We start from the raw sequence: 15,071 nt of genomic DNA, 5'->3' as shown, positions 1-15,071 counted from the left end.
TATCGCAAGGGCGTTCAGGCCAGCTCATGCGCATCCGGAATGCCGAAGCCGGCCGCTTCCAGCTGCGCCGCCAGCGCCGCACCCGCAGTATCGCTCAACGCCGCCAGCGGCGGGCGCACCGTGCGCCAGTCGCGCCGGCCGGACCAGTGCGCGATCGCATGTTTCATGGCGGGGATCATCGGCTGCGACTGGAAGATCTTGCGGATGGCGTCGGCGCGGTCCTGCAGGAGGCGGCGCTGCTGCGCATCCTCGCTGCGCCAGATGGCGACGATGGCCGCCGGGTTGACGTTGACGGTGGCGCTGATGCAGCCGGCGCCGCCGGCTTCGATGGCGCGGTTGAGAAAGGTCTCGGCGCCGGGGAAGACGTCGAAGCCGTCCTGCCCGAAATTGCGGATCATGGCCTCCATGTTGGCCCAGTCGCCGGAGGAGTCCTTCACGCCGGCGATCGTGCCGGGATAGCGCTTCAACAGCCGTTCGATCAGCGCCAGCGAGACCGGCGTGGCCGACATCGCCGGGAAGTGATACAGGTAGACCGCCAGCCGGCTCTCGCCGACACGTTCGATCACCTCCGAGAAATAGGCGAACAGGCCGTCGTCGCTGACATTCTTGTAGTAGAACGGCGGCAGCATCAGTACCCCGGCCGCGCCGGCGCGCACCGCGTGACGCGTCAGGCGCACGGTGTCGGGCAGGGCGCAGGTGCCCGTGCCGGGCATCAGCAGCGCCGGCGGCACGCCCGACTCCAGCAGTGCATCGGTCAGCGCGATGCGCTCGTCGGCCGACAGCGAGTTGGCCTCGGAGTTGGTGCCGAAGACGGCTAGGCCCGCGCCCTGGCGCACCAGCCAGCGGCAGTGGGCGACGAAGGCGCGGGCATCGGGTTCGAGGTCGGGACCAAAGGGCGTCAGTACCGGGGACAGTACGCCTTTGATGCGAGGGGGCTGGGTGGCGCTCATGCGGCTTCCTTTGAAATAGCAAAAGTATTCCAAGGGCAACAACGGGGAAGAAGCGGCTGCGGCGATGTTCAGAGCAAAAAGTTTTTTTGTTCCGGCCTGTTTGCTGTTGCGGCGCCGCCCCGCATGCCGCAGCAAAGATGCGCGCGCGGTTGCATCGCGCGGCGGCGCTGTTTATGCTGGATCGTAACAACAAGAAGAACAGGGAGGCGGGCGGCATGTTGCCGCCACGCATACCGCAGACGCCATGAGGAGACGCCATGAAGACTTTCCTGCCGGCCCTGCTGCTGGCGACGATGGCAGTCATCACCCCGGCCCGCGCGGCCGAATGCACCAAGCTGGTGGTCTCGGCCGACTCCGATTACGCGCCCTTGCATTGGTACGACGGCAAGCAACTGACCGGGGCCAGCATCGAGATCGCCCGGCGCGCGCTGACGGCGCTGGAGATTCCCTTCGAGATACGTTACGTCGGCCCCTTCCATCGGGTGCTCAAGGAGGCCGAGAGCGGCGACGTGGCGATGGTGGCATCGCTGAAGAAGACGCCCGAGCGCCTGCAATACCTGGCCTATACCTCGGTGCCGCTGTTCTCCAATCCGATCGCGGTCTTCGTCGCGCGCGAGCGGCGCTTCGCCTATGCCGGCTGGCAGGACCTGGTCGGCAAGCGCGGCGCCGTCACGCAGGGCAACCAGTTCGGCGGCGGCTTCGACGAGTTCCTGCGCGAGCACCTTACGGTGCAGTCGGCGCAGAAGGTCTACATGAACTTCACCAAGCTGGATTCAGGCAGCATCGACTATCTCGTCACCGGCTACTACAACGGCCAGGTCTACCTGAGCCAGACCAATCAAAGCGACCGTTTCGTCGCGCTGCGGCCCTACGTCAGCGAGACCGACAATTTCATCGCGCTGAGCAAGGCGAGCCCCTGCGTGAAATACCTGCCGCGCATCAACGCGCAACTGGAGCTGATGCAAAGCCGCGGCGAGCTGCGCGCGGTGCTGGAGCGGCAGGCGGCGGAAATGAAGATCAATGCGCACGTGGCGACAGCGGCGCCGAAGTAGGCGTCGCCATCATTGCGGCGTCATGCCGTGCCGCTGCATCTCCTCGCGCGCCGGGGCCGCGGCGAACAGGGTCAGGAAGGCGTGGGCGGCGGCGGGCGCCGCGGCGTGCGAGCCGATCGCCCCGGCATAGGTGGTGTAGCTCTGGATCGGCGCCGGCAGCGGGCCGACCAGGCGCGCGCCCTTGACCTGCAGGATCTCGCTCTCCTGGTGCAGCGCCAGCGCGGCGCTGCCGTCCACCAGCTTTTGCGCCACCAGTCCGCCCGGCACCAGCACCTGCTTGGCGCGCATCTGCGCGGCGATGCCCAGCTTGTAGAACAGCCACTCCAGGTAGATGCCGCTGGAGCCGCCGGCCTGCGGATCGATCAGCGCCACCGACGGGGCATCCAGCAGGGCGCGGCGAAACTGCGCCACGGTCGCGATGGCCGGGGCCGGCGCGCCTTCCTTCACGGCCACGCCGATGCCCACGCGGGCGATCGGCCGCGCGCTCCCGGGCTGCACGTAACGGTCGCGGCCCAGCTTGTCGAGCACACCGTCCGGCACCACGGCCGCATCGAAGGCCTCGCCGCCGCGGATGCGTTTGTCCATCACGCCGGCGGTGGCGTTCTCGACCGTCACATGCACGCCGCTGCGCTGCTCGAAATCGGCGGCGACGGCGCGCACCACCGGGGCGATTGCGCCGGCCGCCAGGATCTTCAGGTCGTCGGCGCGGGCGCCGGCCTGAAGGGTGGCGGCGATCAGGAGGGATGCGGCGAGGGTGGCGCGTAGGCGGGGCGTAGGCATGGCGTTCTCCGTCAAAGGGTCGGCGAGGGGCGATGCATTATCGCAGCTCCGGACAAAAAAAACGGGTCCGACGCCGGCAAGCGTTCGGACCCGTCGGCCTGGCCGCGCGCAGGCTTGTGGCGCCGCGCCGGCCGCCGCTTACGGCGCAACCCAGGCGCGCAGCAGGTCGACCTTGCGATCGGCCAGCAGCGGCAGCACCAGTTCCACCACCAGCGCCTGGTAATGCGGCGACTGCTTGTGCGCCTCCAGCGCGGCGGCGTCGCGGTAGCGCTCCACCAGCAGAACCGTGTCCGGCGCCTCGGGGCTGCGGTACACCTCGTAGCCCAGGCAGCCGGGCTCTTGCAGCGAGCGCTTGCGCATTTCCGCGGCCAGCGACAGCACTTCGCCCAGGGCGTTGCCGGCCGGTTGCCAGCGCGCGACCACGGTGATGGCGTCGGCGGCGCTCATGGCTGCACCTCGTTGAAGGCCTTGACGATGGCTTGCGCCAGCGGGCCGCCGGAGGCGGGATTCTGGCCGGTCAGCAGGCGGCCGTCCACCACCACCCTGGATTGCCACGGATCGGTCGCGCTGTAGTGGGCGCCTTCGGCGCGCAGCGCGTCTTCCAGCAGGAAGGGCACGTCGGCCTGGGCATAGTTGGCTTCCTCTTCATTGGAGAACGAGGTCAGCTTGCGACCGCGCAGCAGCGGGCTGCCGTCGGCCAGCGTCACGCCCAGGAAGGCGGCCGGGCCGTGGCACACGGCCGAGACGATCTTGCCGGCATCCCAGGCGCGGGCGATGGCGCGCTTGACCTCGGGATCGGCGGCGATGTCCACCATCGGGCCCAGGCCGCCGGGGAAGAAGATGGCGTCGTAGTCCAGCACGTCGACCTCGGAGAGCTTGCGGCTCCTGGCCATGCGACGGATCGCCAGGCTGTTGCGGAAGGCCAGCTGCGCCGGATCGTTGGCGTCGTAGCCGTCTTCCGGCGGCGTGCCGCCCAGCGGCGAGGCGTACTCGACGGCCACGCCGGCGTGCTCGAACACCTCCAGCGGGTGGGCGACTTCCGGGAAGAAGTAACCGGTGGCGCGCTTGTTGGGGCCGATCTCGCCCGCATTTGTCAAAATAAACAGGACAGTTTTGATGCTCATGATGAAGCTCCTTTTGTCTGAAAGCCCGACTCAGTGCGGGTAAGGCAAACTATAAGGAAGCCGGCTCATGCGCGGTAGATCCTGATATGATGACTCAATGTCAAACTAAATAATACAATAGACCATGGCCGACGCCTCGCCCATCCTCGACGAACTGCGCGCCATGGCGGTTTTCGCCACGGTGGTGCGGGCCGGCAGCTTCGCCGCCGGCGCCCGCGCCCTGGGCCTGACGCGCGCGGTGGTCAGCCATCATGTGCGCGCGCTTGAAACCAAGCTGGGCGTGCCGCTGGCCCAGCGCAGCACGCGCAGCTTCAGCCTGACGCCGGCCGGCGAAGCCTTCCGCGTGCACTGCGAACGGCTGCTGGACGAAGCGCACGACGGCATTCGCGGCATGGAGCTGCTGCGCGCCGAGCCGCGCGGCGAAGTGCGCATCACCTGTTCGCATCACTTCGGCAACAAGCGCATCCTGCCGGCGCTGCTGGAATTCCGGCGCCGCTATCCCGCCATCCGCCTGCACGTGGCGATGAACGACAGCAACGTCGACCTGGTGCAGCAGGGCATGGAACTGGCGGTGCGCGCCGGGCCGCTGGCCGATTCCTCGCTGGTGGCGCGCCGCCTGGTGCGCGAGCCGACCATGCTGTGCGCCGCGCCGTCCTACCTGCGCCGCTACCGCGCCCCGGCTACCGTGCAGGAGCTCGACCAGCATCGCTGGGTGGTCTACCCGCCCAGCCAGAAGAGCATGACGGTGCGCGCCGGCGAGCAAGACTTCCAGGTCGCCATCCGCGGCGACATCGCCACCGACAGCGCCGCCTCGCGCCTGGCCTTCGTGCTGGCCGGCGAAGGCCTCGCCCGCCTGCCGGCCTATGACGCGGCCGCGCTGATCGCCTCCGGCGAACTGGTGCAGGTGCTGCCGGAGGCGCAGACCGCGCCGCTGGAGATCTACCTGGTGCACTCGCAGAAAGTGGGGCCGAGCGCGCGCCTGTTGCGGGACTTCCTGCTGGAGAGCGCGCGCGAGAACGGGGGGTGAGCGGCGGCTGAACGGCGGCCGGACTGCTCCCGCGCATTGAGAAGCGGGCGGTGAAAACACCGGCGCGCCGGATTTCAGTAACATGTGCCCATGCCATCCGTCATCCGCTCGCGCCCGAGGGTGCGCAGCGCCAACCCCTGAGGTGCCCGATCATGAGCAAGACCCTGAAAATCGATTTCGTCTCCGACGTGGTATGCCCCTGGTGCGCCGTCGGCCTGGGCGGCCTGGACGCCGCGCTGGAGCGCATCAGCCAGGAGGCTGTCGCCGACATCACCTTCCATCCCTTCGAACTCAATCCCAACATGCCGGCCGATGGCCAGGAGCAACTGGAGCACATCACCGGGAAATACGGGATCTCGCCCGAGCAGGCGCGCGCCAACCGCGAGCAGATCCGGCTGCGGGCGGCGACGGTCGGCTTCGCCATGAACCGCGACGACGCCTCGCGCGTCTACAACACCTTCGACGCCCATCGCCTGCTGGCATGGGCCAAGGAGGAGGGCAAGCAGGTGACCTTGAAGCGCGCGCTGCTTAAGGCCTACTTCACCGACGGCCTCAAGATCGATGACGTCGGCGTGCTCGCCGCGCTGGCCGAGTCGGCCGGGCTGGACGGCGCCCAGGCGCGCGCGGTGCTGGCCTCGGACCGCTTCGCGCAGGAAGTGAAGGAAGAGGAGGCGCTCTGGGCCAGCCGCGGCATACGCAGCGTGCCGGCCGTGATCGTCAACGACCGCTACCTGATCGAGGGCGGCCAGCCGCCGGAGGCCTTCGAGCAGCAGCTGCGCGCCATCCTCGCCGCGCCCGCGGCGGCGTGATCAAGCGCCCGCGGCGGCGTGATCAAAAAAGGGGGCTATCCCTTCCGGAATATCCCCCCAAGGAGCAAGCACAACTGGCAGCAGCGCTTGTCGGTAAAGCGTGTGTCTTTCTTCAGGCCATGTGGATGTTGTTGAAGACCGTGTGGAACACCGTGCCCTCGAACATCTCCAGCAATTGCGCCGAGGCCCGGCGGCTTTCGGCGCGCGCCGGCGAGGCCAGCGCCTGTTCCAGTTCCGCATGGCTGTCGAAGCGCATCGCCATCACCAGCGGATAGGCCGGCTCCCAGACGTCGGAGCTCTCCTGGCCGCTCACCCTCAATTCACGCAGATGCGGGAAGCGCGACCACAGCGGCACCATGGTGTCTTGCACGTATTGTCGGAACGCCGCTTCCATGCCGGGACGAATGCGCCCCTGGAAGAAGGCGCAGCGGGTCAGTCCATTGTCGCTTGCCATCGCCATCCTCCTAGCCGCGTCCGATGAAGGGCATGTGGCTGGCCATCACGGTCATGAACTGCACGTTGGCGTCCAGCGGCAGGCTGTCCATGTAGAGGATGGCGCGCACCACGTTGTCCATGCCCATGCGCGGCTCCACCTTCAATGAGCCGTCCGCCTGCAGCGTGCCCTTGGCCATCAGCTCGCTCATGTCGCTGACCACGTTGCCGATGTCGATCTGGCCGCAGGCGATGTTGTAGGCGCGCCCATCCAGCGAGGCCGCCTTGGTCAGGCCGGTGATGGCGTGCTTGGTGGCCGTGTAGGCGGCCGCCCGCGGACGCGGCGCGTGCGCAGAGATCGAGCCGTTGTTGATGATGCGCCCGCCCTGCGGCGCCTGCTTCTTCATCAGCCTGAACGCTTGCCGCGTGCACAGGAAGGAGCCGGTCAGGTTGATGTCGACGGCTTTCTTCCAGTCGTCCACGGCGAGATCCTCGATCGAGCTCTGCGGCGTGAACACGCCGGCGTTGTTGAACAGCAGGTCGAGCCGGCCCCACTGCGCTTCCACCTGGGCGAACAACGCCTCGACCGAGGCGGCGTCGCCGACGTCTGCGCTGACGGCCAGCGCGCGCCGGGCGGCCTGCGGGCCGGCCTCGGCGATCACCGCCTCCAGCGCCGGCCGGTTGCGCGCCGCCAGCGCCACGTGGTAGCCGGCCTCCAGCAGGCCGAGCGCCACGGCGCGGCCGATTCCCGAACTGGCCCCGGTGACCAGGGCGTATTTTGCGGACATGGATATCTCCCGAAGTTGGTTGAGTGAATCAGCGCACGGCGTCGTCGAGGGCGGTCAGGTCGCGTCCGCGGGTTTCGACCGACAGCGCCACGCCCACCAGCGTCAGCGCCGACAGCACGACGGTATAGACGCCCATTACCCAGAACGCGCCGCCGGCCTTGCCGATCAGGTAGATCCCGAGGATCGGCGCCAGGCCGCCCGAGAGCACCGCGCCGACCTCGCGCGCGAGCGCCACGCCCGAGTAGCGGTAGCGGTTGCCGAACAGCTCGGCGAAGTGCGCGCACTGCGCGCCCAGCATGCTGTTGGAACCCAGCGCCAGGCCGCCGACCATGGCCACGGTGACCCAGGTCGGGTCGCCCGTATTGACCATCCACCACGCCGGCAGCGCCCACAGCAGCATGAAGATGGCGCCCCAGCGGTAGACGGTGCGGCGGCCCAGGCGGTCCGACAGCGCGCCGAAGAAGGGCGTGGTGACCACGCTGGAGAGCGTGGCCACCAGCGCGCCGGTGGTGCCGATGCGGCTCATGTCGGCCGGCGAGATGCCGTGGCGCGGCGCCACCACGCTGCCCAGGAAGGCGATCACGATGGTGGTGTAGATGGTCGAGCCGCCCTGTTCGGCGAAGCGCATCAGCACCGCCGCCAGGAGCGGGCGACGGGCTTCCTTCATGACCAGCGTCATGGGCGAACGGGCCACGCTGCGCTGGCCTTCCAGCGCCTTGAAGGTGGGGCTTTCACGCAGGCGCAGGCGGATCCAGATCGCCACGGCGATCAGCACCACGCTGCCCAGGAACGGGATGCGCCAGGCCCAGGCCAGGATGGTGGCCTGGTCCAGCATGTGCTGCATGATGCTGAAGGTGGCCGTGGCGATGCCGAAGCCGGCGAAGATGCCGACGAAGGGCAGGGCCGCGAAGAAGCCGCGCCGGCGCGCGGGCGCCACCTCGGCCATCAGCGTGGAAGCGCCGGCCTGCTCGGCGCCCGCGCCGAAGCCCTGGATCAGGCGTAGCACCACCAGGCCGATCGCGCCGGCCGGGCCGGCCGGCAACAGGCCGACCAGTGTGGTGGACACACCCATGATGGCGATGGTCACCAGCAGCACGTACTTGCGTCCCTTGCGGTCGCCCAGCGAACCGAAGAACAGGCCGCCCAGCGGGCGCGCCAGGAAGCCCACGCCATAGGTGGCGAAGCTGGCCAGCAGGCCGGCATTGGCGTCCAGGGTGGAGAAGAACACATGGCTGAAGATCAGCGCCGTGGCCAGCCCGAAGATGGCGAAGTCGTAGTACTCCAGCGCGCTGCCGACCGCGCTGGTCAGGATCGCTCGCCGCAGTTGCTCGGGCGAGACCGGGGCGGCCTCAGTGGAAGTCGATACAGGTGGTGCGGAAAAGGATGAGCCGGCCGCATAGGCGGCCTGGTGGTCGGTTGGCATGTCTTGTCTCCATTGTTATCGCATCGCGTCATGGTCATGCCAGGGCCGCTGATGCCATCCAATGCCGCTTGTGGCGGCGGGCGCGAGCCTGGCTTGCCGTTTCCGGTGCGCCGCCGCAAGAAAAAATCCCTCGAAGGCGGCGTTATTTTTGTTTAGAATTGGTTACCGGTAACCATTCAGGTCAAAATTTAACATGAGGAGATTGACGTGCACAAGGAAGAATTGCTGGTCGTGACGCCTTACCCACAGGCAGATATGGAGTTGCTCGCGGGGAAGTACGACCTGCATGTGTTGTCCCAGTCGCCGCAGCCCGAGCGCCTGCTGGCCGAGCTGGCGCCGCGCCTGCGGGTGTTGGCCACCAACGGCGAGTCGGGCGCGAGCGCGCAGCTCATCGATGCGCTGCCCAGGCTGGAGATCATCGTCTCCTACGGCGTCGGGGTCGACGCCATCGACCTGGCGCATGCGGCCGCCAAGGGCATCCGCGTCACCAACACGCCCGACGTGCTGACCGGCGACGTGGCCGACCTCGGCATCGCCCTGATGCTGGCGGCGGCGCGCGACGTGGCGCGCTGCGATGCGTTGACGCGCGCCGGGCAATGGGGGCAGGCGCAGATTCCCCTGACCACGCGCGTGTTCGGCAAGCGCCTGGGCATCATCGGGCTGGGGCGCGTGGGACGGGCCGTCGCGCGCCGCGCCGAGGCGTTCGACATGCAGGTCCACTATCACGACAAGCTGCGCTTCGACGACGTGCCTTATCGCTACGTCGGCGGCATGGCCGAGCTGGCGGCCGGGGTGGACTTCCTGATGGTCTGCGCCGCCGCCGACCAGATGCCGCGCGGCGCCATCGGTCGCGAAGTGTTCGACGCGCTGGGCGCTGACGGCTTCCTGATCAACATCGCGCGCGGCAGCATCATCGACGAGCCCGCGCTGCTGGCGTGCCTGGAGCGCCGGGGCATCCGCGGCGCCGCGCTGGACGTGTTCTGGAACGAGCCTGCCATCGACCCTCGCTTCCTGGCGTTGCCCAACGTCTTGCTCCAGCCGCACCGCGCCAGCGCCACCGTGGAGACGCGCGCTGCGATGGCGCGCCTGGTGCGCGATAATCTCGATGCCTTCTTCAGCGGCAGCGCGCTGCCGACCGAATTCACCATGCACCTGGCCCGCGCCTGAGTGCCACATCACCGATACAGGAGACCCACGATGTCCAAGCTTCCCAATGCCGCAGACGGCACCCAGGCCGCCAACACCGACGGCGCGCAGCGCCTGCGCAGCCGCCGCTGGTTCGACGATCCGTCCGATCCCGGCATGACCGCGCTCTATCTGGAGCGCTACATGAACTACGGCATCACGCGCGAGGAGCTGCAGTCGGGCAAGCCCATCATCGGCATCGCCCAGACCGGCTCCGACCTCTCGCCCTGCAACCGCCATCACCTGCAGTTGGCTTCGCGCGTGCGCGACGGCATCCGCGACGCCGGCGGCATCCCGCTGGAGTTTCCGGTGCACCCGATCCAGGAGACCGGCAAGCGCCCGACGGCGGCGCTGGATCGCAACTTGGCCTACCTCGGCCTGGTGGAGATCCTGCACGGCTATCCGCTGGACGGCGTGGTGCTGACCACCGGTTGCGACAAGACCACTCCGGCCTGCCTGATGGCGGCGGCCACCGTCAATATCCCGGCCATCGTGCTGTCCGGCGGGCCGATGCTGGACGGCTGGTGGAAGGGCAAGCTGGCCGGCTCCGGCACCGTGATCTGGGACGCGCGCAAGCGCCACGCCACCGGCGAGATCGACTACGACACCTTCATGGATGAGGTCTCCTCTTCCGCACCCTCGGCCGGCCACTGCAACACCATGGGCACGGCGCTGTCGATGAACTCGCTGGCCGAGGCGCTGGGCATGTCGCTGCCCGGTTGCGCCGCGCCGCCGGCGCCGCACCGCGAGCGCGGCTGGATGGCGTACCACACCGGCGCGCGCATCGTCGGCATGGTGGCCGAGAACCTGCGTCCCTCCGACATCATGACCAAGGGCGCCTTCGAGAACGCGGTGGTGGCCGCCGCCGCGCTGGGCGCCTCCTCCAACTGCCCGATCCACATGGTGGCGATCGCCCGCCACATGGGCGTGGACCATACCTTGGACGACTGGCAACGCCTGGGCCCGGAGATCCCGCTGCTGGTGGATTGCCAGCCGGCCGGCCGCTTCCTGGGCGAGGCCTTCCACCGCGCCGGCGGCGTGCCGGCGGTGATGCGTGAACTGCGCGACGCCGGCAAGCTCGACACCACCGTGACCACCGTCACCGGCAAGACCCTGGCGCAAGATTTAGAGAAGGTGGAAGAGCCGGATCGCGAAGTGATCCGCGCCTATGAGAAGCCGCTCAAGCCCTCGGCCGGCTACGTGGTCTTGTCGGGCAACCTGTTCGAAAGCGCGGTGATGAAGATCAGCGTGATCGACGACGCCTTCCGCAAGCGCTTCCTGTCCGACCCGGAGCATCCGAACGTCTTCATGGGCCGCGCCGTGGTGTTCGAGGGGCCCGAGGACTATCACCAGCGCATCGACGACCCGGCGCTGGAAGTGGACGAGCGCTCGGTGCTGGTGATCCGCAACTGCGGCCCGGTCGGCTTCCCGGGCGGCGCCGAAGTGGTCAACATGCAGCCGCCGGCGGCGCTGCTCAAGAAAGGCATCTCGCAATTGCCCACGCTGGGCGACGGCCGCCAGAGCGGCACCTGCGCCACGCCCTCGATCCTGAACGTGTCGCCGGAAGCGGCGGTGGGCGGCAACCTGGCGCTGCTCAAGACCGGCGACGGCCTGCGCATCGACCTGACCGCCTGCAAGGTGGACGTGCTGATTTCCGATGAAGAGATGGCCGCGCGCCGCGCCGCTTATGTGCCGCGCCCGCTGGAGCACAAGACGCCGTGGGAAGAGATCTACCGCAGCATGGTCGGCCAGCACCACACCGGCGCCTGCCTGGAGCCGGCGATTCCCTACCAGGACATCGTCATCCAGCGCGGCGAGTCACGCCACAACCACTAAGCAGGGAAGAAGGCGAGGGCGCCCCTCAGGCGCTCTCGCGCGCGATGATCTCGTAGGGAATGCGGATCAGCTTGGGCACGTCGGCCGCGGGGCGCTGGTTGGCGGCGATCAGGCGGCGCGAGGCGTTGGGCGGCTCCGTGCTCTCCAGCGCCGCCAGCAGCGATTCCCCGGCCAGCTTGCCGATCGCGTAGGGATTGACCGAGACGGTGGTGATGCTGGGGTAGCAATGGCGCGACACCTCGAAGTCGCCGAAGCCGGCCACCGCCACGTCCTTGGGAACGGTCAGCCCGCGCCGATGGCAGGCCATGATCACGCCGAACGCGTGGATGTCGCTGTTGCACATGATGGCGTCGGTGTCCGGCCATTGGTCCAGCATCGCCTGCAGCGCGCTGGCGCCCTGGCCCATGGCGCGACCGTGGGCCATGTCGTCGCCCCATTCGCTGGGGATCACATCGCGCGGCGCATGCAGGCCCGCCGCCGCCACCGCCTTGAGGTAACCTTCACGCCGCGCGTTGCCGCGCGTATCCAGGTGCGACGCGCTGCCCACGAAACCGATGCGCCGGTAGCCGCGCTGGTAAAGGTGCTGCGCCATGGCCGCCGCCGCCTCCGAGTTGGAGAAGCCGACCACCCTGTCCAGCGGCTTGGGCGGGATCTCCCAGGTTTCCACGATAGGCACATTGGCCCGTTGCAGCAGGGTGCGCGTCTTGGCGGTGTGCTTGCCCCCGGTCAGGATCACCCCGCGCGGCTGGTGGCCCAGCAGGGCGCGCAGCAGCGACTCCTCGCGCTCGATCAGGTAATCGGTATTGGCCAGCAGCAGCCGCAGGTTGCCGCCCTCCACCACATCGTTGATGCCGCGCACGGTCTCGGCGAAGTTGGAGCTGGTCAGCGACGGCACGAACACCGCGATGACATTGCTCTTGCCCGAAGAAAAAGCCCCCGCCACCGCATCGGCCACATAGCCGGTGTCCTTCACCGCCTTCAAGACCCGCGCCCGGATATCGTCGCTCACCTGCTGCCCGGTGAGCACGCGCGATACCGACATCTTCGATACCCCCGCCAGCTCGGCGACATCGGCCATGCGGACGGGAGTGCGGGGGGGGACGGCAGACGTCATGGCAATCGGTTTGGGCGTAGGAATGCTGGAGCGTTGAAGTATAACGTGCGGCTTAAAAATAACTATCTCTGAATCGGAATCGAACGAGGAACGGGGTGTTTCATCGAGCGCCTTTGCGCCGCGTGAAGGAGCGAAACACAATGCCCTCGCTGGCGGCCACGGGCCGCGAGAGAGTGCCGATATGCAATTCACGAACCCATTCTTTTCCGCAGGGATAGCATGCCTGTTTCTTCTCGTACTGCCTGGGGCATCACTGCTTTTCTGGGCCCGTTCCTGATCAACTTCGCCGACATCCTGAACCGCTCGCTGCACGGCTGGAAAGAGTCGTCATTTTTCCCGCAGCTGACGTTTGTCTCCAATATTGCGCTGTGCTTTATCTGGATCTCGCTGTTGGGCGTGAAATGGCTCGGTTATCCCAAGGGGCGGCGAGTGGCCGCGGCGCTGGAGATGTTGGTGATTGTCCTGGCGCAGATCGTGCTGATTGTCATATTCGATTTTTTCGTGGCAATCTGGCTGGGGGCTTCCAAATAACCAAGCGCCGGCGCGTGGCATTCAAGATTGAAGGGCGGAAGAAATGCTCCCCCTAATTAAAACGATTGCGATATATGCTCGATGTTCCAAGTATTCACAGGTCGGGCTCACATGCTCCCGCAATAAATAGCGGCGCACCCCGAAGATGAAGCACGATAGGAGGAAACCCAATGCCAATATCCACGCTGGACACGGTGCTTGCCGAACTCAGCGCCCGCGAGCCCATTTTCCATCGTCCGGAATATGGGACCAGTCGCGAGGCACTGTTAGAGATGACAGCCGACGATTTCTGGGAGATCGGTGCAAGCGGCAATGTCTACAGCCGCGGTGTTGTCATCGAGACCTTATTGGCGCGTTACGACGCGCAGGAAGAGGACGTCTTTTCCTGCAGCGAATTCCGCGTACGGCAGCTGGCCGACGATCTCTACCAACTCAACTACCTGCTGCAGCAGCCTGGCCGGCTGACGCGAAGGACGACATTGTGGAGGAGGGGAGATGGCGGATGGAAAATCGTGTTTCATCAAGGGACGTTGGTCTCCTGAGCGGGACTACTTGACTCTGTTCCTGTCGCCCGCGACGGGGGCTCCCATCGGTGAATGCCGTTTGCTGAGCTACGCGCATGGCAGGAACGTTGCGGTTGGGGGGGCTGGATCAAGACCGATACTTGGCTAAAGCCGAGGTTGAAACCGGAACTGACCGCCCAGGAGGAGGGCCTAGCAAGGGCGCTTGGCCGCCCTCCGTTCAGGATTTGGATTCCCGCGTCCAGGCCGTGAGCGCCAGCGCCGCAGCGAACGCCGCGCCGCCGATCCAGAAGGTCATCACATGGCGGCCGCCGGTCCAGGCATACACCGCTGAATACAGATAGCCGCCGACGGCCTGCGCCAGGGCGAACGCCACGGTCAGGCGGCTCCACGTGGCTTCGCGCTGATGGACGTCGTCGACCAGGTCATGCAGGCGTCCCAGCGCAAGCGGCACCACGCCGGCAGGGAATGATCCGATCACGGCGGCCAGCGCGATCAGCGACAGCACGTTGCCGCCGAGGGTCAGGCCAGTTGCGGCGACAGCCTGCACGGCGAGTGCAACCACCATCGAACGGCGCGCACCCCAGCGGTCAGCCGCCATGCCATACAGCACGGGGCCGGCCATCGCGCCGACGCCATAGGCGATCCACGCGGCCGCGCCAAGGCCGGTGCCGTGACCGAGCCCGCGGGCCACGTAGTCGACCAGGAACATCATCTCCGGCACCAGGCCTGCCGCCGCCAGTGCGTACTGCGCAAAGAGGATGCCCAGCGCTCGCGACCCCTGCGCCTTCTTCATGGCACTCATGCTGCGCACCTGCGTATGGGCGTCGTCCGGCCAGGCGTTCCAGCTCAGCGCGGTCAACGCCAGCGATACGGCGCCCAGCGCGAGCCAGGCGGCCTGCAGGCTGATGGTCAGCATCGCGGGCACCAGCGTGCCGGAGATTGCCACCCCCAGGCCGACGCCGAAGAAGATCGCGCCGCTGGCGATCCCTTTCTTGTTGCGCGGCACGCGATGCAGCACCACGCCCGACACCAGCACCATGATCACGCCGCCGGCGACGCCGGACAGCAGTCGCCAGCAGAAGAACCAGGACTCCGACAGCGGAAAGGCGCAAGCAAGGAAAGACGCCGACGCCAGCAGCGTCGCCAGCCGCAACACGCGGACCGGTGAGGCATAGCGCGCCATGGCGCGGCCCGACAAGGCCCCGATCAGGTAACCGGCGAGATTGGCGGCCCCCAGGAAGGCCACCTGCGTGGCCTCGAACCAATGGTCGTGGATCATGGCCGGCAGCAGCGGCGTATAGGCAAAACGCGCCAGGCCGATGCCGACAAGGCTGGCGGCCAGGCCGGCAAGGATGGCGGGGAAATAGCTGCGGGCGGCAGCGGGATGTGCGATATCCATATCAATCCTTTCATGGTGCGCAGGCACCGCACACGGCGCCTCATGCACGATATGGAGACAGGATAGCGGGGCAGGAAGATGTATAGTTGCAGCAATT

At 67.5% G+C, this 15,071-nt stretch carries 16 protein-coding genes; 7 read left to right on the top strand and 9 right to left on the bottom strand.

Annotated features, from left to right (window positions below):
- Nucleotides 1-14: 14 nt before the first annotated feature.
- The gene (locus tag Herbaro_RS16430) at nt 15-950 is read right to left on the bottom strand and encodes a dihydrodipicolinate synthase family protein (RefSeq protein ID WP_275010688.1); all 936 of its coding nucleotides are present in this window, start codon (nt 948-950) and stop codon (nt 15-17) included.
- Nucleotides 951-1,207: 257 nt separating this feature from the next.
- On the opposite strand from Herbaro_RS16430, the gene Herbaro_RS16425 reads away from it, so the two are divergent.
- The gene (locus tag Herbaro_RS16425) at nt 1,208-2,002 is read left to right on the top strand and encodes a substrate-binding periplasmic protein (RefSeq protein WP_275010687.1); all 795 of its coding nucleotides are present in this window, start codon (nt 1,208-1,210) and stop codon (nt 2,000-2,002) included.
- Nucleotides 2,003-2,011: 9 nt separating this feature from the next.
- Here the strand turns inward: Herbaro_RS16425 and Herbaro_RS16420 are convergent, their stop codons facing one another.
- The 3 genes from Herbaro_RS16420 to Herbaro_RS16410 all read right to left on the bottom strand — a co-directional run bounded on the left by Herbaro_RS16420 (nt 2,012) and on the right by Herbaro_RS16410 (nt 3,906).
- Nucleotides 2,012-2,782 (bottom strand): substrate-binding domain-containing protein, encoded by a 771-nt coding sequence (locus Herbaro_RS16420; RefSeq protein ID WP_275010686.1) that lies wholly within the window; start codon nt 2,780-2,782, stop codon nt 2,012-2,014.
- Between the two features lie 138 nt (nt 2,783-2,920).
- The gene (locus tag Herbaro_RS16415) at nt 2,921-3,229 is read right to left on the bottom strand and encodes a putative quinol monooxygenase (protein WP_275010685.1); all 309 of its coding nucleotides are present in this window, start codon (nt 3,227-3,229) and stop codon (nt 2,921-2,923) included.
- The gene (locus Herbaro_RS16410) at nt 3,226-3,906 is read right to left on the bottom strand and encodes a type 1 glutamine amidotransferase domain-containing protein (protein WP_275010684.1); all 681 of its coding nucleotides are present in this window, start codon (nt 3,904-3,906) and stop codon (nt 3,226-3,228) included. Before Herbaro_RS16410 ends, Herbaro_RS16415 begins: the two co-directional genes overlap by 4 nt.
- A gap of 124 nt (nt 3,907-4,030) precedes the next feature.
- Between Herbaro_RS16410 and Herbaro_RS16405 the strand changes: the two genes are divergently transcribed.
- Both Herbaro_RS16405 and Herbaro_RS16400 read left to right on the top strand, forming a co-directional pair.
- A complete protein-coding gene (locus Herbaro_RS16405) occupies nt 4,031-4,933 on the top strand; it encodes a LysR family transcriptional regulator (protein WP_275010683.1) in 903 nt (300 codons plus the stop codon).
- Between the two features lie 152 nt (nt 4,934-5,085).
- Complete coding sequence (locus tag Herbaro_RS16400) at nt 5,086-5,742, top strand: DsbA family oxidoreductase (protein WP_275010682.1); 657 nt, start codon at nt 5,086-5,088, stop codon at nt 5,740-5,742.
- A 112-nt stretch (nt 5,743-5,854) separates the two neighbouring features.
- Here the strand turns inward: Herbaro_RS16400 and Herbaro_RS16395 are convergent, their stop codons facing one another.
- The 3 genes from Herbaro_RS16395 to Herbaro_RS16385 are packed head-to-tail and all read right to left on the bottom strand — an operon-like array spanning nt 5,855 to nt 8,385.
- Complete coding sequence (locus Herbaro_RS16395; RefSeq protein WP_275010681.1) at nt 5,855-6,196, bottom strand: EthD domain-containing protein; 342 nt, start codon at nt 6,194-6,196, stop codon at nt 5,855-5,857.
- A 10-nt stretch (nt 6,197-6,206) separates the two neighbouring features.
- Nucleotides 6,207-6,962, bottom strand: a complete 756-nt coding sequence (locus Herbaro_RS16390) for an SDR family oxidoreductase (RefSeq protein WP_275010680.1) — start codon at nt 6,960-6,962, stop codon at nt 6,207-6,209.
- 28 nt (nt 6,963-6,990) lie between these two features.
- Nucleotides 6,991-8,385 (bottom strand): MFS transporter, encoded by a 1,395-nt coding sequence (locus Herbaro_RS16385; protein ID WP_275010679.1) that lies wholly within the window; start codon nt 8,383-8,385, stop codon nt 6,991-6,993.
- Nucleotides 8,386-8,592: 207 nt separating this feature from the next.
- On the opposite strand from Herbaro_RS16385, the gene Herbaro_RS16380 reads away from it, so the two are divergent.
- Entirely contained in the window at nt 8,593-9,552 is a 960-nt protein-coding gene (locus Herbaro_RS16380) for a 2-hydroxyacid dehydrogenase (RefSeq protein ID WP_275010678.1), read from the top strand.
- 30 nt (nt 9,553-9,582) lie between these two features.
- Entirely contained in the window at nt 9,583-11,406 is a 1,824-nt protein-coding gene (locus Herbaro_RS16375; protein ID WP_275010677.1) for an IlvD/Edd family dehydratase, read from the top strand.
- A 25-nt stretch (nt 11,407-11,431) separates the two neighbouring features.
- Here the strand turns inward: Herbaro_RS16375 and Herbaro_RS16370 are convergent, their stop codons facing one another.
- Nucleotides 11,432-12,484 carry a LacI family DNA-binding transcriptional regulator gene (locus Herbaro_RS16370; protein WP_275010676.1) on the bottom strand — a complete coding sequence of 351 codons (1,053 nt, stop codon included), beginning with the start codon at nt 12,482-12,484 and terminating at the stop codon, nt 11,432-11,434.
- Nucleotides 12,485-12,739: 255 nt separating this feature from the next.
- Here Herbaro_RS16370 and Herbaro_RS16365 point away from each other — a divergent pair, with 255 nt between their 5' ends.
- Both Herbaro_RS16365 and Herbaro_RS16360 read left to right on the top strand, forming a co-directional pair.
- Nucleotides 12,740-13,051: a hypothetical protein gene (locus Herbaro_RS16365; RefSeq protein ID WP_275010675.1), complete on the top strand. Its 312-nt coding sequence runs from the start codon at nt 12,740-12,742 to the stop codon at nt 13,049-13,051.
- A gap of 170 nt (nt 13,052-13,221) precedes the next feature.
- Complete coding sequence (locus Herbaro_RS16360; protein ID WP_275010674.1) at nt 13,222-13,593, top strand: nuclear transport factor 2 family protein; 372 nt, start codon at nt 13,222-13,224, stop codon at nt 13,591-13,593.
- A 199-nt stretch (nt 13,594-13,792) separates the two neighbouring features.
- Here the strand turns inward: Herbaro_RS16360 and Herbaro_RS16355 are convergent, their stop codons facing one another.
- Complete coding sequence (locus Herbaro_RS16355) at nt 13,793-14,974, bottom strand: YbfB/YjiJ family MFS transporter (protein WP_275010673.1); 1,182 nt, start codon at nt 14,972-14,974, stop codon at nt 13,793-13,795.
- Between the last annotated feature and the right edge of the window lie 97 nt (nt 14,975-15,071).

It is taken from the genome of Herbaspirillum sp. WKF16, assembly GCF_028993615.1.
Taxonomy (GTDB): Bacteria; Pseudomonadota; Gammaproteobacteria; order Burkholderiales; family Burkholderiaceae_D; genus Herbaspirillum.
Note: the sequence above shows the minus strand (reverse complement) of the source record. Positions and strands in the feature narration are given on the sequence as shown.